The following is a 21,430-nucleotide window of genomic DNA, read 5'->3' on the forward strand; positions in this document are numbered from 1 at the left end:
AACATATTTTTAGCAAGAAAGAAAAAATGTTTGTTTTTCTAATAGTGGACTCAGCCCAAGGATCGACTCGGGAGGACGAATCAGCTTTTATTAAGAAGCAGCTTCTGCAAGAACATATTCACAGCCATGGATGATGAATGATCATGGTTTCGAATGATCCAAAAGTTCCGATCCAATAGCTTGGGGGTAACCGGAATTTGACACAATTCGCCCGATTCCAATTCCTTCTTTACAATCCACCGTGAGAGTATGGCAATCCCCAGACCCGCAGAGACCGCTTCTTTGACCCCTTGGCTGCTGTTAAATACATAGGATCGTTTCATTGCCAACCCCGCAGCTTGAATAAACTGTTCGCTGAAGGAACGCGTTCCGGATCCGTTTTCTCTAAGCACCCAGGTGAGATCCTGCAGCAGCTCCGGTTTCACGTTTTTTTTGGACGCCAATGGATGCTCAGCAGACGCGATCAGAATCATTTCGTCTTTCATATAGGGGGTAATGAGCAGTCCACTGGATACCACATTACCTTCAACGATACCAAGATCAAGCTGGTTAGCCTTCAACGCCTGGGTGATCTCCTCTGTATTGGCAATCGTAACCGACATTTCGACCTCTGGAAATTGTAAGGCAAACTCCGCTAGCACCCGCGGCAGAATGTATTCCCCGATTGTGAAGCTGGCGCCAATTTGCAGGGAGCCTGTCACTTTTTCATTCAGTAGTTGAATTTCCTGCTTCGCTTCTTCCGCAAGAGCAAGAATTTGCTTCGCTCGTTTATACAAAATATCTCCAGCCTCGGTTAGTTTGACAAGCTTTGGTGAACGATGCATCAGCTTGGCTCCATATTCATTTTCCAGATTGCGAATGTGCAGAGACACACCGGGCTGTGACAAATTGAGCAGTTCTGCAGCTCTTGAAAAGTTTCTTTGTTCCGTTACAGTAACAAAAACCCGAAGCGTTTCTACGATCATTTCCATTCCACCTCACAACAACATTGTACCTGTACACAGGAAATACAACAACCCAATCATTAGTTTTTCTCATGATTACAATAATACATTGGTATTTAACTTATGATTGAAACAGCCTTATAGTGGAGCTACAGACAACTGTATGGCTTTCATTATAAGAATGGGAGTGAGGATAATGGTACAAACCTATGCCTTGCCAAAAAAGCAGAATAAAATGTGGGGTGTCATCCCCGGTGTTAGTTTGACGCTGTTGCTTGCTGTCTCAGCCAAATATTTGGCCGTGCTGCCGTTTCTCAGTATTATGGGCCAGCTTGTTATAGCCATTTTACTGGGAATCGGATGGAGAGCAGCGGTTCGTGTGCCACAGCAAGCCATAGCAGGTATTTCATTTTCAAGTAAAAAGCTGCTGCGATTCGGTATTATTTTACTGGGGATGAAATTGAATCTGATCGATATCGTGCATGCAGGTCCTAAGGTTCTCGCTATTGCTGTCATCAATATCGTGTTTGCGATTTTGGTCGTATACGGCATCGCCAGATTGTTAAAAGTTGAACAGCGTTTAGGGATTTTGACGGCATGTGGTACAGCTATATGTGGAGCAGCCGCCATTGTTGCCATAGCGCCGCAAATCAAGGCCAATGATGATGAAACGGCGATTGGGGCCGCCACGGTCGCCATATTGGGAACTATTTTTACTCTCGTTTACACGTTACTTTATCCGCTGCTGGGTCTGACTGCAAGCGGTTATGGGATATTTACAGGTGCAACCCTTCACGAGGTCGCGCATGTGATCGCCGCAGCAGCACCGGGTGGTCAGCAGGCTGTGGATTTGGCTGTTATCGTCAAATTGACACGTGTTGCTCTTCTGGTGCCTGCTGCAATTGTAATTGGTATTTGGGCTAATCGTGAGGAAAGCCAAAAAAATGAAAATGTAAACAAAACAAGCTGGAAGTCGATTCCGATCCCATGGTTCATTGTAGGCTTTTTGTTGATGAGCGGTGTGAATACACTTGGTATTATGCCAACAGCTGTTACGAATCAATTCATTGTGGTGGCTTATGTACTCATTGCTATGGCCATGGCTGGGCTTGGGCTAAATGTGGACATCAGCACGTTTCGCCGTTTGGGTATGAAGTCGTTTGCCGCGGGTCTTATAGGATCGGTATTGCTCTCGGTACTGGGATACTTATTAGTCATTCTGTTCGGATTAAATGGATTGTGAGAAACATTGGCTGGCATGAAGGAGAGAGGGTATAGTAAAATTAACATAATAACGGTTAGCAAAAGGAGATTGCCATGTGCCGAAATATCAAAACATTATTTAACTTTGATCCGCCAGCTACTGAGGAAGAGATTCATGCAGCAGCACTCCAGTTCGTGAGAAAGATATCCGGTTTCACCGAGCCTTCGAAGGCGAATGAGGAAGCGTTCAATCGCGCCATTTCAGAGGTGGCTGTAGTTGCCCGTAATCTGTTGGATAATCTGGTAACCAATGCCGAATCACGTAATCGTGAGGTCGAGATCGAGCGTGCTCGTGCCAGAAATGAAAAAAGATTTGGAGCAGCCAAGGAATAATGCGAAAGTGTACTGGAAGCCATAAATAAATATATAGAAAAAAGAGCGAGGAAAAGGGCTGAAATTCACAAAACGATTTTTGTGGATTCAGCCCCATTTTTACGTTCATTTATTTAATGATACTAATAATTAATCACATTAATACGATAAAATTTACATCGATTTCATCGCTTATATACCAGACCATACATCCTTGGCATAACGTCCATCGTTCTGCAAGCGGTCCAACCACTGCTTAGACTGCTGTTCATCGACGTTATGAATTTCGCCGTAAGCCTGTATCAGTGTGGCTTCCACATCCGGAGCCATCCTGCTGCCGTCGCCGCAAACGTATAGTGCGCCTCCATTGTCCAAGATGTCGATCAGCAGCTTGGAGCTTTGACTCATCAAATGCTGGACGTACGTTTTCTGCGTATCCACTTTCCGTGAAAACGCACAATGCAGCGTGACGATGCCTTCCTTTTGAAATTGCTCAAGCTCTTCACGATACAAGTAGTCTTCATCACCCCGACAGCCAAAAAATAAATGAGCTGTGCCCAGTTTTTTTCCTTCACGCTGTAAAGCGCTTCGTGCCTGGAGGAAGCCGCGGAATGGAGCGACACCTGTTCCAGGGCCAACCATAATAATTGGCGTTTCTGTATCCTCCGGCAGCTGGAAGCCGGATTCAGGGGTTCGTACGAACATGACCACATCATCATCAACTTGAAGCCCCGCCAAATAATTCGAGGCGATTCCACGGTATTCACCTTGGCCGCTCCAGGCAGGTGCGCGCACGACGCCAACCGTAATGCTCGCTTGCTTTGGTTGAATACGTGGCGAGCTTGAGATTGAGTAGTAACGAGGCTTCAGCGGTGGCAGCAGCTCGATAAATCGTTCAAAGGGCAGCTCGCAGGCTTCATACTTATCTAACAGATCAAGCATCGTGATCCGTTTGTTCAGTACCTGCTCCCGATACGACTCTTCCGTAAGCAGCGCCTCCAGCTCCTTCTTGTGCGGCGGACAGACGGTGTATGCTGCCAGCTCGCGCAGCTGGGCGCGTGTCGCTGCTTCCTGCAGCTCCACGTTATGTGACAGCAGGTCGTGCAGACTGACGGGACGGTCAAGCGGCAGATGCGCAGCGCTGCGACCGGTCGCCTTAAGGATTAGATGGTCGTTGCTGTTCAACCGATATCGGCGAAGTGCACGCTCAACGAGCTCTGGACGGTTGCAGGGCAGCACTCCCAGATGGTCGCCCTCCTGATAAGTGACGCCATCCGGCAGCGCAATTTCCAGATGTCGTGTGCTGCGTCCGCTCTCTGCACCCTGAAGCTCGCGGTTATCCAACACTTTAGTATGCACCGCTTCATAGGATTCGGCTAGCGGGGTCCCGACGAAGCCGCTGACGAACTGGACGCTAAGTGTGCTGCGCTCACTGTCAGCCTTGATGTTCAGCTTCAGCCCGAGCTTATCCATCACATCAGGCCACAGCTGAGCCCGCCAATCGTCGAGCTGCTTCTCGAAATCTCCGTTAGCGTCACCTTCGCCGCGCTCAGCAAGACGGGCAGCGCCTTTGGCAGCAAGCTGCTCGTCGATCAGACGCGGGATATGCTGGTAGGTGCTCGCCCAGTTGCGGTCGCCACAGCCGAACACAGCATATTTCACACCGTTCAGCTCGCCAGCACCAACACCTTCAAGCCAATGGACAAATTCGCGGGCACTGCTCGGCGGCTTTCCATTGTAGGAAGCCGTTACGATAAATACAGCGCCTTCCTTGGGAAGCTTCCCGACCCTGTCGTTCAATGTGGCAACATCGCAGCGAAAGCCCTGCAGCTTGGCTGCATCAGCGAGTTCTCTGGCTATGCCTTCGGCAGTGCCCAAATTCGAGCCGTACAGGATGAGCAAGGGTGTGTTATGAGTAGGAACACCAGCAGCAGCCTCAGTTTGCTGGGTTTCCCTGGACTGTGTCGCTGTATTTGGTGCAGCAGCAGGAGAAGTGGGCACCACGGTGCCTGTGGCCGCATTTGCTCTTGGACGAACACGGATCGTTAGTCCATCTGGCTTCAGAGTCAGGGTTTCCTTCACATCCAGCTGGTAATTGGTATGATCAATCAGCTCGAAATGCTGCAGCACCATTCCGAGCACAAGTGTCGCCTCCTGCAGTGCAAACTGTTGTCCGATGCAGGCACGTTGACCGTTGCCGAATGGCTTGTAGGCATCATGCGGTATTTTACTCGGGTCCTCGAAGCGCTCGGGCCGGAATGTCTCTACGTCTTCACCCCAGGCTTGCTTATCGCGATGGAGCTGCGGAATGAGCACAGTCACGGCCTCGCCCTTCGCCAACGGATAGGTGTCGGCCAGCAGTGTATCTTCTTTGGCATAGAGCGAGAAAGCGGGCGCCGTTGGCCAAAGTCGCAGCGCTTCGCTCAGCACCATGCGGACGTATTTCAGATCACGAACCTGCCCATACGTTGGCACGGGTCCTGTCAACACACGGTCTACTTCTTCGTAAGCTTTTTGCAGCTTATCCGGATTTTTGAGCAAATAATAGATAGCAAACGATAACAGACCGCTCGTCGTCTCGTGTCCGGCAATGAGGAACGTGATGATCTGGAAGCGGATGTTTTCGTCATCCAAACCTTCGCCAGTTTCCGGGTCGACTCCTTCGAGCATGTGTGCCAGCAGATCCTCCACACCTTGGCTTCCTTGTTCTCGACGTTCAGCGATCAGCTTGTCTACCAGCGTATACATCGACTGTATGTCATGCTTGAACTGCCGTTTCGTCAGCACCATCAGCTTATCCTGCAACCCGAGCCGCTGGAGCTGGTTCATGGCTTCGTGCAGTGCGCGGACCATGCTCGTTATAAACGGGTGCGGTTCTTCCCGGTAAAAGCTGTTAAACCGATAGTTGAAGCCGCACAGACCAATCGTATCCAGTGTCAGCCGCGTCATATCCTCGGGGACTTCAACGCTTTCGTCCGGGTTCAAGCGAGCCCATTTCTGGACCATCTGCATCGCAATATCAACCATCATATGATGGTATCCCTGCATCGCCCGCTGCGAAAAGCTTGGCAGCAGCATATGGTGCGCCTTTTGCCAGTTGGGCTCATCTGTGCGTGCAGTAAATAATCCGTCGCCTGTAAAGGCGCGGACGTTCATCAGCGCGGTGTGCACATTTTTATCAAAACGTGATTCGTCACAAGCATCAGCGACAAGAGTTTCACTCGAAATCATAATTATCGGTCGACCCGGCATATCCATTTTGAAAATAGGCCCGAATTCCTCAGCCAGCTTAATCATGGATTGTACGGGTTTTTCCTTATCAACTAAAGGCAGGTTGCCAAGCGGACCGTACGTTTTGGGTTGGGGAATTGGCGGATTGGCTACTTTGTCCATGTTTACGACCTCCTAGGCTTCATTTCCGGCAGCTATCACCAGATTACTATTTGATCATTGCGCAGGAATTATTACACAAACGGTTTGTTAATTAATCAACAACGTGATTATAATTAAATTATAAATACATCTCATTGGGATACAATGTGGAGTTATGATCGATTCGATGTTTAAACATCATTTTGTCGATTAATGCCTATAACTTCACAAAATTGTTGCACTAAGGGGGCCGCTAATGCCTAAGAGAACCGATCTTCGTGTTGTCAAAACGAGAGAACTGATCCGCCGCGCATTCCTTGAGCTCATAGTGGAAAAAGGCTATGAAGCCATAACCATTCAGGATATCGCTGAACGCTCCATGACGAACCGTAATACCTTTTACCTTCACTACACAGATAAAAAGGATCTTCTCGAAATCGTCACCGACGAAGTGCTGGATGAGCTTACGAACAAGCTAACTGCTGTAATAGCCAATGAAACCGATCAGTTATCCAAGTCACAGGCGATTATTCGTACCGTATTTGAGCATGTCGTGAAGCATTCGGTATTTTCCAAGGCCATGCTCGGCAAGCATGAAGTACCGCGCTTTCATGATAAAATGAAACAGATTATCCATCATATTTTTCATCAAGTGTTAACCCAGATTTCAGAGCAGACTCCTGATTCTAAGAAAGTCCCCAACGATTTTCTGGAAAATTGCCTGTCATCTCTGTATATTGGTACGATTGTATGGTGGGTGGAGCATGATTTTCATTATTCGGCTGAACAGATGACAGCGATCATGTCTGAAGTGATTACAAAAGGTCCTATTCAAGCTGCGGGCTTCATTGGAAGTGAGCAGGTTTAGAAAATTTTTTAGATGTATTGAGCATTGTATAGGGTGTGGGAGTATAGTATAATTGTACGAAAGCATAAGGGAGGCGAGTTCAATGAGCGTGGAAATCGAACTGCTGGATACATCCATGGTTCAGGGGCAGGAATGCTGCTCGCATGAAGAAACAGGACGGAAAAGCCATCATTCAGATAAAGTGAAAAGCAGCCTGACCAACCGTTTGAATCGAATTGAAGGCCAGATTCGCGGGATTAAAGGCTTGATTGAAAAGGATACGTATTGTGACGATGTGCTGAATCAAATCGCCTCCGTTCAGTCAGCCTTGAATGGGGTAGGCAAGCTATTATTAGAGCATCATATGAAAAGCTGTGTCATCGAACGCATCAAGGAAGGCGATACAGAAGTAATCAATGAGCTCATGACTACAGTGAACAAGTTGATGAAATAAACAAAGCATATACAATCAAGCAGCAGAACATGCTGCTTTTTCTATCGACAATTATATAGGGTACAGGGGTATAGTAAAATAATGTTGACACATATAGGGTGAGGGGGTATACTCTGTTTAAGACGATCGTTGAAAAAATGGAAAAGACGAAGGGATGAGGAACTATGAACAACACTACATTGCAAGTAAACGGAATGAGCTGTCAGCATTGTGTAAATTCTATTGAAGGAGCTTTAAAGGAAATTGGCGCTTCGGGAAAGGTTAATCTAAAGAACAACACGGTTGATGTAACCTATGATAACCAACTCACTATTGAACGTATAAAAGAAGCTATCGAGGAGCAAGGCTACGACGTCCTGTAATCCATCGTTAGAGGCAAGGGAGTGAATGATTATGGCATCTGGTGTGACAGAGACCGATAAGCAAGCGACTTTACCCATCACGGGTATGACCTGTGCAGCATGTGCGAACCGCATCGAGAAGGGTTTAAATAAACTCGAAGGTGTTACCTCTGCCAATGTGAATTTCGCGCTGGAAAAAGCAAGCGTAACGTATGATCCGGCACGAATTGGCGTCAGTAACATGGAAGAAACGATCAAGAAGCTGGGCTATGACACACTCAAAGAGGTCGCCCATTTTAAGCTGGAAGGCATGACCTGTGCAGCTTGCGCGAACCGAATTGAAAAGGGCCTTGGCAAGCTGCCTGGTGTGACGGATGCTTCTGTCAATTTTGCTATGGAAACTGCACGTGTGCAGTATTCGCCAGGCGAAATCAGCATTACCGAGATGCAAAATAAGGTCAAACAGTTGGGCTACAAAGCGATTACGGAGCAGGAAAATGTAAATACAGGCGATCACCGCGAGAAAGAAGTGCGACATCAGAAACGGAAATTGCTCATTTCGGCGCTGCTTTCATTACCCCTTTTATGGAGCATGGTGGCCCATTTTTCGTTCACGTCCTGGATCTACTTGCCCGAAATGCTGATGAATCCCTGGTTTCAGCTTATTTTGGCCACACCAGTTCAATTTTATGTCGGCAAACCGTTTTATGTGGGTGCTTATAAAGCATTGCGTAATGGCAGTGCCAACATGGACGTCTTGGTCTCACTTGGTACTTCGGCTGCCTATTTCTATAGCTTATATCTTACGATTAACTGGTTCATCGGGGGCGGAAATGTGCATCACGGACCCTCGCTGTATTATGAAACGAGTTCCATATTAATTACGCTGGTCATTATGGGTAAATTGTTCGAATCCCTCGCCAAAGGCCGGACCTCGGAAGCGATCAAGTCCTTGATGGGACTGCAAGCGAAGACCGCTTTGGTCGTACGGGACGGTCAAGAAATAACGATTCCGGTGGAGGAAGTCATCGCTGGCGATATTGTGCATGTCCGTCCCGGTGACAAAGTGCCTGTGGATGGCGAGGTGCTTGAAGGTCTCTCATCTGTAGATGAATCCATGCTGACGGGTGAAAGTCTTCCTGTTGAAAAGAAAATCGGTGATTTCGTGATTGGAGCGACTATCAACAAAAACGGCATGCTGCGGATTAAAGCCACGAAGGTTGGCAAAGACACAGCGCTCGCACAAATTATTAAAGTCGTAGAAGAAGCACAAGGCTCCAAAGCACCAATTCAAAGGGTTGCCGATGTGATCTCCGGGATATTTGTGCCCATTGTTGTCGGTATCGCGATTGTCGCCTTTCTGGTCTGGTATTTTTTCGTGACGCCTGGCGATTTTGCCGGTGCCTTGGAGAAAGCAATTGCAATTCTCGTTATCGCTTGTCCTTGTGCACTCGGTCTGGCTACTCCAACGTCCATTATGGCGGGCTCCGGGCGAGCAGCAGAGCTCGGGATCTTGTTCAAAGGGGGCGAGCATCTGGAGCAAACCCATAAGATTGATGCGATTATTCTTGATAAAACGGGTACAGTCACCAAAGGGAAGCCTGAGCTTACGGATGTTATAACTGATGGTGACGAATTGGAATTTCTCAGACTCGTAGGCGCAGCGGAGGTCAATTCCGAGCATCCGCTTGCTGAGGCGATTGTGGCAGGTATCCGTGAACGCAATATTGTGCTGCTGGGGACGGAATCCTTTGAAGCGATTCCTGGCTTTGGGATCAAAGCTGTGGCAGAAGGCAAGGAGCTGTTAATCGGTACTCGCCGCTTGATGGAACAATTCGAGGTGGATGCCAAGCATGCTTATGACACGATGGCCAGCTTGGAAGAAGCCGGGAAAACTACGATGCTCGTTGCTATTGATCGCCAATACGCAGGTATGGTTTCAGTAGCGGATACGATCAAAGATTCCTCAAAGGCCGCGGTCAGCAGACTGAAGGAAATGGGTATCCAGGTCATCATGATTACTGGTGACAACGAGCGGACTGCGAAGGCAATTGCTGCGCAAGTTGGAATCGATCATGTGCTCGCCGAAGTGCTTCCTGATGGAAAAGCGCAAGAAGTGAAAAAGCTGCAGGAGCAGGGCAGGATCGTCGCCATGGTTGGCGATGGAATCAATGATGCGCCCGCGCTTGCGACAGCGAATATCGGTATGGCCATCGGCACAGGTACCGATGTGGCGATGGAGGCGGCGGATGTGACGCTCATGCGCGGCGATTTATCCAGCATTCCCGATGCGATCTATATGAGCCGCAAGACGATGAGCAACATCAAACAAAATTTATTTTGGGCGCTTGGCTACAACACACTCGGAATACCTATCGCAGCGCTTGGTTTATTGGCACCCTGGGTGGCAGGCGCGGCGATGGCCTTAAGTTCGGTTTCTGTTGTTCTTAATGCACTTCGGCTGCAGCGTGTAAAAGTGCGTCACTAGTCCTTCTTGGAAAGAATGGAGCGTTTAAGCGGATGAACCCAAAAATGATTGTTTTATTAAGTATACTTGCCCTTGGTTTCTTGTCTGCCTGCGGTAAAGCCGCCAACAATAATACACACTTGTCGGGCCATGAGACTGGTAATAAACAAGGGGAGGCACAAGAGCACGCAACCAGCCAAGGCGGACATCATATGAACCAGCCTGTAGCTTCTGAGAACTTTAAAGCGTTGTTTACGTTTGCCCCAACAGCTGTGAAAGCAAATGAACAAACAGAGCTGACCATTCAAATCAACGGCAAAGACGGCAAGCCTGTAAACGAGTTTAATCTGAATCATGAGAAATTACTTCATCTCATTGTCGTCAATCATGATTTGTCTTTCTTTAATCACATTCATCCTGATTACAAAGGAAACGGCAAGTTTACGATCAGCACTTCTTTTCCAGCAGGCGGCGACTACAAATTATTTGCTGACTTTATACCAACCAATGGGTCCAGCACAACGCTAAGCGAACGAATACAGGTAGAAGGTAAAAGTGGGGATCACGCAGCTATCGCAGCCGACGTCAAGCTGGTCAAAGAGACGGACGGTAAAGAAATAGAACTCGCGTTAAGCAGCACCAAACCCAAAGAAGAAGTAACCCTTACGTTCAATATTCGGGATGCCCTGACGAAGAGAGGCGTTAATAATCTGCAGCCTTATTTGGGGGCTGTAGGCCACGTTGTTATTTTATCGGCTGATGCGGAGCAATATATTCATGTTCACCCGATTGACGAAAAGTCAACTGGCCCCCAAGCTCAATTCGCAACCTCTTTTCCGAGTAGCGGCATTTATAAGCTATGGGCGCAGTTTCAACATAACAACAAGGTCATTACCGTACCCTTTGTCGTTGATATCAAATAATACGATTGGCTCACCAATTGAATAGGTGATGTATCTCAAATCCCTGTAACATCCTAGGATGTATGGGGATTTTATTGTATATACCAGTGCTCTCTGAAATTTCTTTCATAGATTCAAGTGATCCATATCACAGATAAATAATTCCATAAGCGGTATCGTTAGGTAGACCTACTCCAAATGATATTCGACATCTAACCTCAGTCCTAACAATTACTTTTATTGGGAGGCTTGCCTATGTGTTATGAGATACAGGATAGCGACCAACAAATAAACGTCATTCTGACCGGATTTATCAGCGTCAATGAAGCGACCTCTATCAGGCAAAAACTGTTCCCGCGCCTGCAACAACCATTTCACAGTATCACATTCCGGCTGGTGAACGTCACGGATATGGACAGCTCGGGGCTTGGCCTCATGCTGGCCGTACAAAAGATCGCTACAGATTATAAAGCCAGTATTACGTATCAAGATGTGTCTGAACCGTTAAAGGCACGTCTTCACATGGCTGGTATTACGATATAACACGAGGGAACCATGGGCGCTGCTGCAGAGAGGGGTCTTCTTAATGAATACAGATGAAGGACATACAGATGCCCTTTGGGATAAGCTGGTATCCGCTAACCTCGTCATACCTTATGCCCGTATATTTCAAGATTCGCAGGAAGCGATTATCATCACGGATCGCCATTCAAGGATCATGATCGTCAATCCTGCTTTTGTATCCATTACCGGTTATAACGAGTCAGAGGTCATTGGGCAAAAGCCAAGTGTATTGAAATCGGGTTATCAGGATTCAGCATTTTATGTGAATATGTGGGCTTCCATACATAGAGACGGAAAGTGGCAGGGGGAAATTTGGAACCGCAGAAAAAACGGTGAAATTTATCCCGAGTGGCTCTCCATTCATTCCGTAAAGGACGAGAATGGGATTCTGCTCCATTATGTCGGGATGTTTTCGGATATTACCCATCGCAAGCATACGATTTCCAAGCTGCGGCTGCATGCGCAAGTGTTCAGCAATTCCAGCGAAGGAATTATGATTACAGACAAACAGCTTAAAATTTTATCCGTCAATCAAGCCTTTACCACAATGACTGGATACACAGAAGAGGAAGCTGCAGGACATACACCGCGACTGCTGCACTCTGGCTTGCAGAATCAATATTTTTACATCAAAATGTGGGAAACGATTCATACGACCGGTCTGTGGGAAGGTGAAATATGGAACAAAAGAAAGAACGGAGAACTATACCCCGAATGGCTATCCATAACGACCCTGCGCAATGAAACCGGAGCGATCACGAATTATATCGGAATGTTCACGGATATTACGGAACGCAAGCAGTCTGAGGAGCACCTCAAATATTTGGCTCATTTTGATAAGTTAACAGGGCTGCCTAACCGAACCCTGCTCAGCGAATTGGTTAATGAAGCTACTACAAAAATAGTGCAAACCAATCGGATGCTGGCGATATTTTTTATCGATCTGGATCGGTTCAAGATGGTCAATGACTCGTTGGGACACAATATTGGAGACAAGCTGCTCCAGCAGGTCGCTGATCGTCTGAGCTCGGTCGTAAGAAAGAACGATATCGTGTCCCGATTGGGAGGCGATGAGTTTATTATCGTACTGCAGGATTTAGAGGAGCAGGAAGAAGCCAAACATATCGCCATGCATCTTATTTCCAGTATCAATAAGCCTTTCTGGGTAGAGGATAATGAGCTTTATATTAATGCTAGCATAGGCATCTGCATGTACCCGACACATGGGGGCGATTTTGACACCCTGCTCAAGCATGCGGATTTAGCTATGTACCAAGCTAAACTTCAGAAGGGAGGATACCAGTTCTTTAATGAAAGCATTCTCAGCACCTTTCTGCGTAAGCTGGATTTGGAGAATGAGCTAAGGTGGGCAATTGTCAGGAATCAGTTGACCCTCCATTATCAGCCGCAGGTTAACGCACTAACCGGTGTCCTCGAAGGTATGGAAGCATTGTTACGGTGGAATCATCCCAGTCTGGGAGCTGTTCCCCCCGCCGAATTTATTCCTATAGCGGAGGAAACAGGTGTCATCATGGAGATCGATAAATGGGTATTGAAGGAGGTATGCGCTCAGCTCAATCGTTGGCATACCGCATCGTTGGTCGTACCAGCGATTGCTGTGAATTTATCAGCCAGACAGTTTCTTGCACCAGACTTGGCAACAAATATCCGTGATATTGTGATTGAGACGTATTGCGACCCGCAGCAAATCGTAATCGAAATAACGGAAAGCAGCAGCATGCACGACATGGAATCGGTGCTGCATATTTTGAGCGAAATCAAATCGTTTGGTTTTCAAATCGCGATCGACGATTTTGGAAAGGGGTATTCGGCGCTCGGGTATATGAAGCTGTTCCCGATAGACATTCTTAAGATTGACAAGAGCTTTGTGCAGGAGCTGACCAGCGATTCAAAAAGCTTGGTTATTACAAAAGCCATTATCGATATGTCACATGGTATGAAGCTGCGGGTCATCGCCGAAGGAGTCGAGACCATAGAACAAATGGAATGCTTGCAAACTATGAAATGCGATCTTGTACAAGGTTACGTGATTGATCGGCCAATGCCTTGTGAGCAACTCGAAGCACGTTATTTAACAGAGGTGTGCTCGAAGTGACAGTGATAGCTGAATATTGAAAGTCTGATTCAAAATGGATCTTAATCAAAAAAAGTACCGTAAAGCAGATATACATTCAAAACAGCTATGATAATAGCAATAACCCATGACATTCTGGACAGCCATTTAGGGGCTACGAACTCACCCATTTTTCTTTTGTCAGATGTGAACATGACCAGAGGGATGACCGCAAAGGACAGCTGCAAGGAAAGAATGACTTGACTCAGGATCAAAAGATCGCCAGTTCCTTTTTCACCATAAATGCCAATAACGATAACTGCAGGCACTATGGCAATCAGACGGGTAATTAATCTGCGAATCCACGGTTTGAGCCGAATATTCAAAAATCCTTCCATGACAATTTGCCCAGCTAATGTTCCTGTTAAGGTGGAGTTTTGACCTGACGCCAGTAAGGCTACTGCAAACAGAACACTGGCAATACTAGTACCCAATAGAGGTGTTAACAGCTGGTAAGCATCTTCAATTTCGGCAACCTCCGTATGACCGGTCGTATGAAAGGCGGCTGCAGCCAGTATTAATATAGCGGCATTAACGAACAGTGCCAGCATTAAGGCGACAGTGGAGTCAATTGTAGCAAATTTAATGGCAGAGCGTTTCCCTTCGGAAGTGTCCTCATAGCTTCTTGTTTGGACGATCGCCGAGTGCAGGTACAGATTGTGAGGCATGACGGTTGCACCCAGAATCCCCAGTGCAATGTATAACATTGCCGGATTACTGATAATTTCGGTACTCGGTACAAACCCGCCCATGATACCAACGATATCCGGTTTGGAAAGTATCATTTCAATACCGAAACATACAAAGATCGTAACGATTAAGGATATGACAATAGCTTCGATATAGCGGAAGCCTTTGTTTTGCAGCATAAGGACGAGTATGACATCGAACGAAGTGATCAAGACACCATATAGCAGCGGGATTCCAAATAATAAATTCAGGGCAATCGCTGAACCGATCACTTCGGCCAGGTCGCATGCGGCTATGGCCAATTCGCATAAAATCCAGAGTCCAAAATTGACTGGTTTACTGTAATGATCACGACATGCCTGCGCAAGATCTCTTCCTGTTGCTATGCCAAGACGAGCGGTTAAGGATTGCAGAACAATCGCCATCAAGTTGGAAATCAGAATGACAGATAACAATTTGTAGTTGTACAGTGATCCGCCGGCTAAGCTGGTAGCCCAATTACCCGGATCCATATAACCGACAGCAACCAGATATCCTGGACCGGCGAAGGCCAGAAGCTTCCTGAAGAAGCTGCCTTTTTTGGGAATATGGAGTGATTTGTAAACCTCCGGCAAGCTGGGGGCGACTCGTTCCCTCCTCCATCCTGTCGCAGGGGATGACGGAGGTGTTGACTCTTGAACAACTGGTTCCATTAAGCATCCTTCTTTCCTTTGCGCAATAGTTTTGTTGTAAGGCAACATTTAGCTTAAAAAAATCAATGGCCAGTATGTAGCTGCCTTTTACTTACAATATTATCCTACAACAAAAATATTGCCTGTACAACAAAAAGTTTCCTCAGGGAAAGAAAAAATATTTTATTGTGTTGATAGCCCTTTAACCGAACCAACCGAGAATGCATACCATCAATAACAGACCCACGATAAACGAGAAGGTGGCCGCTTTTTCATGCCCATGTCCGTGTGTTTCCGGTATTAATTCTTTGTATACGATGAAGAGCATTGCACCCGCGGCAAAGGAAAGTCCATAAGGAATCAGCTTTAAAAAGGAAGACGTCAACTGAGCACCGAGGAGACAGGCAAGCCATTCAATTGAACCCGTGAGCACAGACAAGCCAATCGCGGTACTTCGGCGTATTCCTTGATTTGTCAGAAATAAGGCAATAAGCAAGCCTTCCGGGGCATTCTGCAATCCGATGGAGAGAGCTACCACGTTGCCTAAGCCCTCAACCTGACTGGCATAGCTGACTCCTATAGATAATCCCTCAGGCAGATTGTGCAGCGACATAGCGACTACAAGAAGGAAGGACTTGGAATTGAACTGCACGTCGGATTTGGCATGTTCGATATCTGCATGTGGCAGGTATTCCTCCAATACGCTAAGTGATGCAACCCCTAACAGAACGCCACAGCATAATACGAACAGATTGGAAAGCTTTAATGCAGTGGGCATTAAACCATAGACGGAAGCCGCGACCATAATACCCGCTGTCAAAGCCAGCAAAATATCCATATGGCGATGGGACAACCGCCTGAATAGAAGAACAGGCAGCGCACCTATTCCGGTGGAAACTGCAGAAAGAAAACCCCCAAGCATCATCTCATTCATGTAAACCCTCCACGTAATCCATCCTTTCCTATTTTAAGATATATGTACAACCTGTAAAATTAGAATTGCAGTCAATGAGCAGTTAATCCCATGAAAAAAGATGCAGGCGCACACATGGGTGCAGCCTACATCCCGATAATTTGTTTAAGCTATTAAAATAAGGAAATGTTATATTCCTCGATTTTACGATATAAGGTCGTTCGTCCAATCTTCAAATGATGGGCAGCCTTGCTAAGATTCCATTCCGTGGCTTTGAGTGCCTTCTTGATCGCTGTGATCTCAGCGTCTTTCAAAGTGTATAAATGGTCATCGTCCGATTCTGCTCTAACGAACCCATCGGTTTGCTCAAACATCAGATGCTCAGCATCAATAGCCCGTCCTTCAGCCAGAAAAATAGCTTGCATGAGAATACCATTAAGCTCTCTTATATTGCCCGGCCAGCTGTAGGCAAGCAGTTTATGCTGCGCTGCTTCTGTGAGCACCGGGGATGGAGTAGCCTGCTTATGAAGTAAATGAGCTGCTAAGGTTAACACATCACTTCGTTCCCGTAATGCCGGCAGCGTAATATGAATGCCCTTCAGCCTGTAAAACAGATCGGCACGGAATCGGCCTGCCTTTACTTCAGCAGCTAAATCCTTGTTCGTTGCTGAAACGATTCTCACATCAATGGCTTTACTTTTCGCGCTGCCTACCGGGGTAATTACACCTTCCTGCAGCACTCTTAATAAGGCAGCTTGAGCACGAAGCGGCATGTCGCCAATCTCATCCAGGAAAATCGTACCCTTATGGGCAGCCTCAAATTTCCCTGTGTTACCGTCCTTGTTCGCCCCTGTAAAGGCACCGCGGGCGTACCCGAACAATTCGCTCTCAACGAGGCTGTCCGGAATCGCGCTGCAATTCAGGGCAATGAAGGACTCTCCGCAGCGTAAGCTGGCCGTATGAATCGATTGTGCGAACAATTCTTTGCCCACACCGCTTTCACCCAGCAATAAGATCGGATAGTCAGTTGCAGCCGCCTTATAGGCCAGCTCCTTCTTCTGTAGGATAGATGGACATGTACCGATAATTTCATTAAATGTATACAAGTGCTGGGCATGTGCCGCCTGCTTGCGAATAGATACGGATTGCCACAGCTTTTGATGCTCGTTATGAATTGTTTCAACGGAGAAGCCTTCCATTTTCGAAAATTCCTTGCCAATCGCATCATGACCAACAATTCGGATGGCCGCATGATTGGCCCGTAGTATTCGGTTATCCCGACTGAGTGTGAGCAGCGGCAAAGGATGATGCTGGGCAGTATGCTCAAGCTCTTTTAAAGTAATGAGATGCTCCTTTTTCGATTCCTCCAGCAGCATTTTATTTTGTAGGGAAGCGGCAGCCAGACAGGCAAGGGTGAACGTATAAACATGGTAATGCTCCTGCTTACCGCTAATATTGATGACACCGATCAGTTCACCGATGGAATTAAAGATCGGAGCCGAGGCGCAGGTCAAGAAGTGATTGGAGTTAAAATAATGCTCTTCGGCATGCACTCGAACAGGTTTTCTCTCAGTAAGGGCAACACCGATTGCGTTCGTTCCTTTTCTTTCTTCAGCCCAGTTGGCTCCCACCTGCAGTTGAACCGCTAATGCCCGACGCGAGAAATCGACATCACCCACCGTATGCATGATGGTTCCTTCTGCATCAATTAGCAGCGCGATCTGACCGGACTGCTTGATGCTGGTGTGCATCTGATCAAATACCTGCTCCGCGTAATGGATCGTTTGCTCGTTATTTCTTAGTAGAGCATGAATACGGCTTTCGGTTAAGATGGCATCGTCTACAGGGTCGCTTGGCTTTAAACCCAACTCATGACAACGCTTCCATGAAGATGCCGCTGATTCTGATAAAAAGTTATTTTCCACTGAAAACACAATGAACACCTCCAACGAAATTGGTATCCTCCATCGATCATACCATAGTTGCTTTCACTCATGTTAGCTGTAAGAAAGAATGTTCCAAAATGGAACAACCCCTTTGCACCAGAAGGGAACAGCTACTATATAACGCTTACAAAATGGGCTGATCTGGTAGAGCCAAACGCATTGGCACGATTATTGCATGTATATATATTGTAATTTATTATAGGGAGGCTGAGCGATATGATTTATGCACAACCAGGTCACAACGGTTCCAAGGTTACATTTAAAAAACGGTATGAGAACTTTATTGGCGGGCAATGGGTTGCACCAGTTAAAGGCCAATACTTTGACAATCCGTCGCCTGTCAACAACCGTGTATTTTGCGAGGTTCCCCGCTCGACATCCGAGGATATCGAAATGGCTTTGGACGCGGCGCATGCGGCGAAGGATGCATGGGGCCGCACATCCGTTGCGGAGCGTGCCGTCATCTTGAACAGGATTGCCGACCGTATCGAAGCGAATCTGGAAATGCTGGCTGTAGCCGAAACCTGGGATAACGGCAAGCCGGTTAGAGAGACGCTCGCGGCTGATCTTCCGCTTGCTATCGATCATTTTCGTTATTTTGCAGGAAGCATTCGCGCTCAGGAGGGTACGCTCAGCCAACTGGATGACCATACGGTAGCCTACCATTTTATTGAACCATTAGGGGTCGTTGGTCAAATTATTCCATGGAATTTCCCGCTGCTGATGGCGACCTGGAAGCTTGCTCCAGCTCTTGCAGCCGGCAATGTAGTCGTCATGAAGCCCGCTGAGCAAACGCCGGCATCTATTCTGGTGTTGACTGAGCTTATTCAAGACCTGCTTCCGCCTGGCGTACTCAACATTGTGAACGGCTTCGGACTTGAAGCAGGTAAACCGCTTGCCTCGAGCAGCCGAATTTCGAAAATTGCGTTTACCGGCGAGACAACGACAGGTCGATTGATCATGCAGTATGCTTCTCAGAACCTGATTCCGGTCACCTTGGAGCTTGGTGGCAAATCACCGAATATTTTTTTCAAGGATGTGCTCGCACAGGATGACGCCTTTTTTAATAAAGCGCTCGAAGGCTTCGCTATGTTTGCTCTGAACCAAGGGGAAGTGTGCACCAGCCCGTCACGCGCTTTAATACAGGAATCAATATATGATCAATTTATGGAAAGAGCCTTGAAGCGTGTCGCAGCCATTAAGCAAGGCAATCCATTGGATACCGAAACGATGCTTGGGGCTCAAGCCTCCACCGAGCAGGTTGAGAAAATTATGAGCTATATCCATATCGGTGCAGAGGAAGGCGCGGAATGCTTGATTGGTGGCAATCGGGCAATGGTCGAAGGAGATATTTCCGAAGGCTACTATATTCAGCCGACAATTCTCAAAGGACATAACAAGATGAGAATTTTTCAGGAGGAAATCTTTGGGCCGGTGCTCTCCGTCACGACGTTTAAGGATCAGGAGGAGGCGCTTGCTATCGCTAATGACACGCTTTATGGACTCGGCTCAGGTGTGTGGACGCGAGACATGAATACGGCGTACCGGATGGGCCGCGGCATTCAAGCTGGCCGTGTATGGACTAACTGCTACCATGCTTATCCTGCCCATGCCGCCTTCGGCGGTTACAAGAGCTCAGGCATTGGCCGCGAGAATCACAAAATGATGCTTTCACACTATCAGCAAACGAAAAATTTGCTTGTCAGCTACAGTCCCGACGCGCTTGGTTTCTTCTAAGAGAGCCACAACATGACAACGGGAGTGAGCAAGGTCATTGCTACCGACGCGGCATTGGAGCTGCTTGAGACAATCAAGGCCAAACATGGGCCGCTCATGTTCCATCAGTCTGGAGGCTGCTGCGACGGCAGCTCTCCAATGTGCTACGCACAGGGAGACTTCATCATTGGCGACAGCGATGTGTGGCTGGGTGACATCGGCGATGCGCCCTTTTATATGAGTAAAGCTCAATACGAGTACTGGCAGTATACTCAGCTCATTATCGACGTGGTACCGGGCAGAGGCGGGATGTTCTCGCTTGAGGGGCCGGAAGGCCGCCGTTTTCTGACTCGCTCCAGAATGTTCACTGACGAGGAGCGTCGGATACTGGATCTGTAGGTTATTATACCAAGCATCAGAAGCCCTGTTTCCTTTATTTTGAAGGGAGCAGGGTCTATTTGTGTTTCATTTAAGCAGTGAATGTTTTGTCCTGAATACGTGCAAACTTTGGAAGAACGGAATCGACCAAGCACGTAAGGAGTGACGATGGATGAAGGATCAATTGATGATGCAATCGATTCGCAAGCATGCACAGCCTTTTGTTAAAGATGAGAGCCTGAAAGTACTGATCGATCGAGTCGGTGATGCCAAATATATACTCCTTGGTGAAGCGTCACATGGAACCTCCGAGTTTTATACGGTGCGTGCGGAGCTATCCAAACGATTAATTACGGAAAAAGGATTTCGATTTATTGCGGTTGAAGGCGATTGGCCTTCATGCTATACGTTGAACCGATACGTTAAGGGGTATTCTGATGCCGGAGTGGAGGCGAGGGAAGCCTTAAAGGACTTCAATCGTTGGCCTGCCTGGATGTGGGCTAACCGGGAGATCCTTGAGCTTGCCGAATGGCTGCGTCAATATAACGCGGACAAACCGGACCATGCAAAGGTCGGCTTTTACGGGATTGATGTGTACAGTCTTTGGGAATCCATGAGTGAAATCGTTAAGTATCTCGGTACTAAGGATAGTGCGGATCTGGAGCTCGCCAAGCGGGCTTTTGAATGCTTTGAGCCGTTTGGTCGGGACGAGCAATCGTATGGCGCATCAGCTTCACTATTCGGGGAGGGCTGCGAGGACGAGGTAATCGCTTTGCTACGTCAGCTGCAGGATAAATGGAAGGAGGTCCACCCGCAGGATCAGGAGAATGCGCTCAGTGCAGAGTTGAACGCACTGGCCGTTAAAGGGGCAGAAACCTATTACCGAACCATGATTCGTCATGATGCGGAGTCCTGGAATATTAGGGACCGTCACATGGTCGAGGCGTTGGAGAAGCTTATGGTGTTTCATGGAGAAGCCGCCCGCACTCTTGTGTGGGAACATAATACCCATATTGGGGATGCTCGTGCGACAGATATGGCTGATGATGGAATGGTCAACGTGGGACAGCTGCTGAGGGAGAAGCATGGTAACGATGTATACGCCATCGGCTTTGGTACCTATCAGGGAACCGTCATCGCAGGCACGGCTTGGGGGGCGCAGCCGGAGGAGATGAATGTGCCGCCTGCTGTTGTGAATAGCTGGGAGGAATTGCTGCACCGAGATGGAGCGGAGGACAAGCTGTTATTGTTTGATGAAAAATCGGTGAGCGTATTGGATGAGACCTTTGTCGGACATCGAGCCATTGGCGTCGTGTATCAGCCTGAGCGGGAAAGGGGTAATTATGTTCCTACAATCATTTCGAAGCGTTATGACGCGTTTATTTATATCGATCAGACGAAAGCGTTGACTCCCATATTTAGCTTTGCAGCCTCTGTAGATATGTGAGCATCCCCTTCATAGTCTTTTGTTAAGGAAAACAAAACCAGACATTCAACCTTTGGGGCCGGAGGTCTG

Annotated in this window: 17 protein-coding genes; 12 read left to right on the forward strand and 5 right to left on the reverse strand. The window is 47.5% G+C overall.

Annotated features, from left to right (window positions below):
- Positions 1 to 80: 80 nt before the first annotated feature.
- Positions 81 to 965 carry a LysR family transcriptional regulator gene (locus LRL21_RS20945; RefSeq protein WP_240417733.1) on the reverse strand — a complete coding sequence of 295 codons (885 nt, stop codon included), beginning with the start codon at positions 963 to 965 and terminating at the stop codon, positions 81 to 83.
- A gap of 175 nt (positions 966 to 1,140) precedes the next feature.
- Here LRL21_RS20945 and LRL21_RS20950 point away from each other — a divergent pair, with 175 nt between their 5' ends.
- Positions 1,141 to 2,187 carry a YeiH family protein gene (locus LRL21_RS20950; RefSeq protein WP_240417734.1) on the forward strand — a complete coding sequence of 349 codons (1,047 nt, stop codon included), beginning with the start codon at positions 1,141 to 1,143 and terminating at the stop codon, positions 2,185 to 2,187.
- A 74-nt stretch (positions 2,188 to 2,261) separates the two neighbouring features.
- The gene (locus LRL21_RS20955; RefSeq protein WP_240417735.1) at positions 2,262 to 2,540 is read left to right on the forward strand and encodes a DUF2277 domain-containing protein; all 279 of its coding nucleotides are present in this window, start codon (positions 2,262 to 2,264) and stop codon (positions 2,538 to 2,540) included.
- Positions 2,541 to 2,711: 171 nt separating this feature from the next.
- On the opposite strand, the gene LRL21_RS20960 is transcribed toward LRL21_RS20955, so the two are convergent.
- Positions 2,712 to 5,912, reverse strand: a complete 3,201-nt coding sequence (locus LRL21_RS20960) for a bifunctional cytochrome P450/NADPH--P450 reductase (protein WP_240417736.1) — start codon at positions 5,910 to 5,912, stop codon at positions 2,712 to 2,714.
- Positions 5,913 to 6,147: 235 nt separating this feature from the next.
- On the opposite strand from LRL21_RS20960, the gene LRL21_RS20965 reads away from it, so the two are divergent.
- From LRL21_RS20965 to LRL21_RS20995, 7 genes are all read left to right on the forward strand, one after another.
- Positions 6,148 to 6,759 (forward strand): TetR/AcrR family transcriptional regulator, encoded by a 612-nt coding sequence (locus tag LRL21_RS20965; protein ID WP_240417737.1) that lies wholly within the window; start codon positions 6,148 to 6,150, stop codon positions 6,757 to 6,759.
- Between the two features lie 82 nt (positions 6,760 to 6,841).
- The gene (locus LRL21_RS20970; RefSeq protein ID WP_420832471.1) at positions 6,842 to 7,192 is read left to right on the forward strand and encodes a metal-sensitive transcriptional regulator; all 351 of its coding nucleotides are present in this window, start codon (positions 6,842 to 6,844) and stop codon (positions 7,190 to 7,192) included.
- Between the two features lie 164 nt (positions 7,193 to 7,356).
- Positions 7,357 to 7,554, forward strand: a complete 198-nt coding sequence (locus LRL21_RS20975; protein ID WP_240417738.1) for a copper ion binding protein — start codon at positions 7,357 to 7,359, stop codon at positions 7,552 to 7,554.
- 31 nt (positions 7,555 to 7,585) lie between these two features.
- Positions 7,586 to 10,021, forward strand: a complete 2,436-nt coding sequence (locus LRL21_RS20980) for a heavy metal translocating P-type ATPase (RefSeq protein WP_240417739.1) — start codon at positions 7,586 to 7,588, stop codon at positions 10,019 to 10,021.
- 32 nt (positions 10,022 to 10,053) lie between these two features.
- Positions 10,054 to 10,923 (forward strand): hypothetical protein, encoded by an 870-nt coding sequence (locus LRL21_RS20985; protein WP_240417740.1) that lies wholly within the window; start codon positions 10,054 to 10,056, stop codon positions 10,921 to 10,923.
- 234 nt (positions 10,924 to 11,157) lie between these two features.
- Positions 11,158 to 11,445 (forward strand): STAS domain-containing protein, encoded by a 288-nt coding sequence (locus LRL21_RS20990; RefSeq protein ID WP_240417741.1) that lies wholly within the window; start codon positions 11,158 to 11,160, stop codon positions 11,443 to 11,445.
- Between the two features lie 43 nt (positions 11,446 to 11,488).
- Positions 11,489 to 13,582 (forward strand): sensor domain-containing protein, encoded by a 2,094-nt coding sequence (locus LRL21_RS20995; RefSeq protein WP_240417742.1) that lies wholly within the window; start codon positions 11,489 to 11,491, stop codon positions 13,580 to 13,582.
- 41 nt (positions 13,583 to 13,623) lie between these two features.
- Here the strand turns inward: LRL21_RS20995 and LRL21_RS21000 are convergent, their stop codons facing one another.
- From LRL21_RS21000 to LRL21_RS21010, 3 genes are all read right to left on the reverse strand, one after another.
- Complete coding sequence (locus LRL21_RS21000; RefSeq protein WP_240417743.1) at positions 13,624 to 14,982, reverse strand: Nramp family divalent metal transporter; 1,359 nt, start codon at positions 14,980 to 14,982, stop codon at positions 13,624 to 13,626.
- A 181-nt stretch (positions 14,983 to 15,163) separates the two neighbouring features.
- Complete coding sequence (locus LRL21_RS21005; RefSeq protein WP_240417744.1) at positions 15,164 to 15,895, reverse strand: ZIP family metal transporter; 732 nt, start codon at positions 15,893 to 15,895, stop codon at positions 15,164 to 15,166.
- 152 nt (positions 15,896 to 16,047) lie between these two features.
- Positions 16,048 to 17,808: a sigma-54-dependent Fis family transcriptional regulator gene (locus tag LRL21_RS21010; RefSeq protein WP_240417745.1), complete on the reverse strand. Its 1,761-nt coding sequence runs from the start codon at positions 17,806 to 17,808 to the stop codon at positions 16,048 to 16,050.
- Between the two features lie 228 nt (positions 17,809 to 18,036).
- On the opposite strand from LRL21_RS21010, the gene adh reads away from it, so the two are divergent.
- The 3 genes from adh (at position 18,037) to LRL21_RS21025 (ending at position 21,361) form a co-directional block, all read left to right on the forward strand.
- Positions 18,037 to 19,557 carry an aldehyde dehydrogenase gene (gene adh / locus LRL21_RS21015; RefSeq protein ID WP_240417746.1) on the forward strand — a complete coding sequence of 507 codons (1,521 nt, stop codon included), beginning with the start codon at positions 18,037 to 18,039 and terminating at the stop codon, positions 19,555 to 19,557.
- A gap of 12 nt (positions 19,558 to 19,569) precedes the next feature.
- Positions 19,570 to 19,935 (forward strand): DUF779 domain-containing protein, encoded by a 366-nt coding sequence (locus LRL21_RS21020; protein WP_240417747.1) that lies wholly within the window; start codon positions 19,570 to 19,572, stop codon positions 19,933 to 19,935.
- A gap of 151 nt (positions 19,936 to 20,086) precedes the next feature.
- A complete protein-coding gene (locus tag LRL21_RS21025) occupies positions 20,087 to 21,361 on the forward strand; it encodes an erythromycin esterase family protein (protein WP_240417748.1) in 1,275 nt (424 codons plus the stop codon).
- Positions 21,362 to 21,430: the final 69 nt, after the last annotated feature.

It is taken from the genome of Paenibacillus periandrae, from assembly GCF_022458865.1.
Lineage (GTDB): Bacteria > Bacillota > Bacilli > Paenibacillales > NBRC-103111 > Paenibacillus_S > Paenibacillus_S periandrae.

Excerpts from the sequence above, each read along its gene's own strand:
- LRL21_RS20965 (WP_240417737.1), top strand. The coding sequence starts at position 6,148 with ATGCCTAAGAGAACCGATCTTCGTGTTGTCAAAACGAGAGAACTGATC.
- LRL21_RS20975 (WP_240417738.1), top strand. The coding sequence starts at position 7,357 with ATGAACAACACTACATTGCAAGTAAACGGAATGAGCTGTCAGCATTGT.
- LRL21_RS20995 (WP_240417742.1), top strand. The coding sequence starts at position 11,489 with ATGAATACAGATGAAGGACATACAGATGCCCTTTGGGATAAGCTGGTA.
- LRL21_RS20980 (WP_240417739.1), top strand. The coding sequence starts at position 7,586 with ATGGCATCTGGTGTGACAGAGACCGATAAGCAAGCGACTTTACCCATC.
- LRL21_RS21020 (WP_240417747.1), top strand. The coding sequence starts at position 19,570 with ATGACAACGGGAGTGAGCAAGGTCATTGCTACCGACGCGGCATTGGAG.
- LRL21_RS20985 (WP_240417740.1), top strand. The coding sequence starts at position 10,054 with ATGAACCCAAAAATGATTGTTTTATTAAGTATACTTGCCCTTGGTTTC.
- LRL21_RS20950 (WP_240417734.1), top strand. The coding sequence starts at position 1,141 with ATGGTACAAACCTATGCCTTGCCAAAAAAGCAGAATAAAATGTGGGGT.
- LRL21_RS20970 (WP_420832471.1), top strand. The coding sequence starts at position 6,842 with ATGAGCGTGGAAATCGAACTGCTGGATACATCCATGGTTCAGGGGCAG.
- LRL21_RS20955 (WP_240417735.1), top strand. The coding sequence starts at position 2,262 with ATGTGCCGAAATATCAAAACATTATTTAACTTTGATCCGCCAGCTACT.
- LRL21_RS21005 (WP_240417744.1), bottom strand. The coding sequence starts at position 15,895 with ATGAATGAGATGATGCTTGGGGGTTTTCTTTCTGCAGTTTCCACCGGA.
- LRL21_RS20945 (WP_240417733.1), bottom strand. The coding sequence starts at position 965 with ATGATCGTAGAAACGCTTCGGGTTTTTGTTACTGTAACGGAACAAAGA.
- LRL21_RS21000 (WP_240417743.1), bottom strand. The coding sequence starts at position 14,982 with ATGGAACCAGTTGTTCAAGAGTCAACACCTCCGTCATCCCCTGCGACA.
- LRL21_RS20990 (WP_240417741.1), top strand. The coding sequence starts at position 11,158 with ATGTGTTATGAGATACAGGATAGCGACCAACAAATAAACGTCATTCTG.
- LRL21_RS20960 (WP_240417736.1), bottom strand. The coding sequence starts at position 5,912 with ATGGACAAAGTAGCCAATCCGCCAATTCCCCAACCCAAAACGTACGGT.
- adh (WP_240417746.1), top strand. The coding sequence starts at position 18,037 with ATGATTTATGCACAACCAGGTCACAACGGTTCCAAGGTTACATTTAAA.
- LRL21_RS21025 (WP_240417748.1), top strand. The coding sequence starts at position 20,087 with ATGAAGGATCAATTGATGATGCAATCGATTCGCAAGCATGCACAGCCT.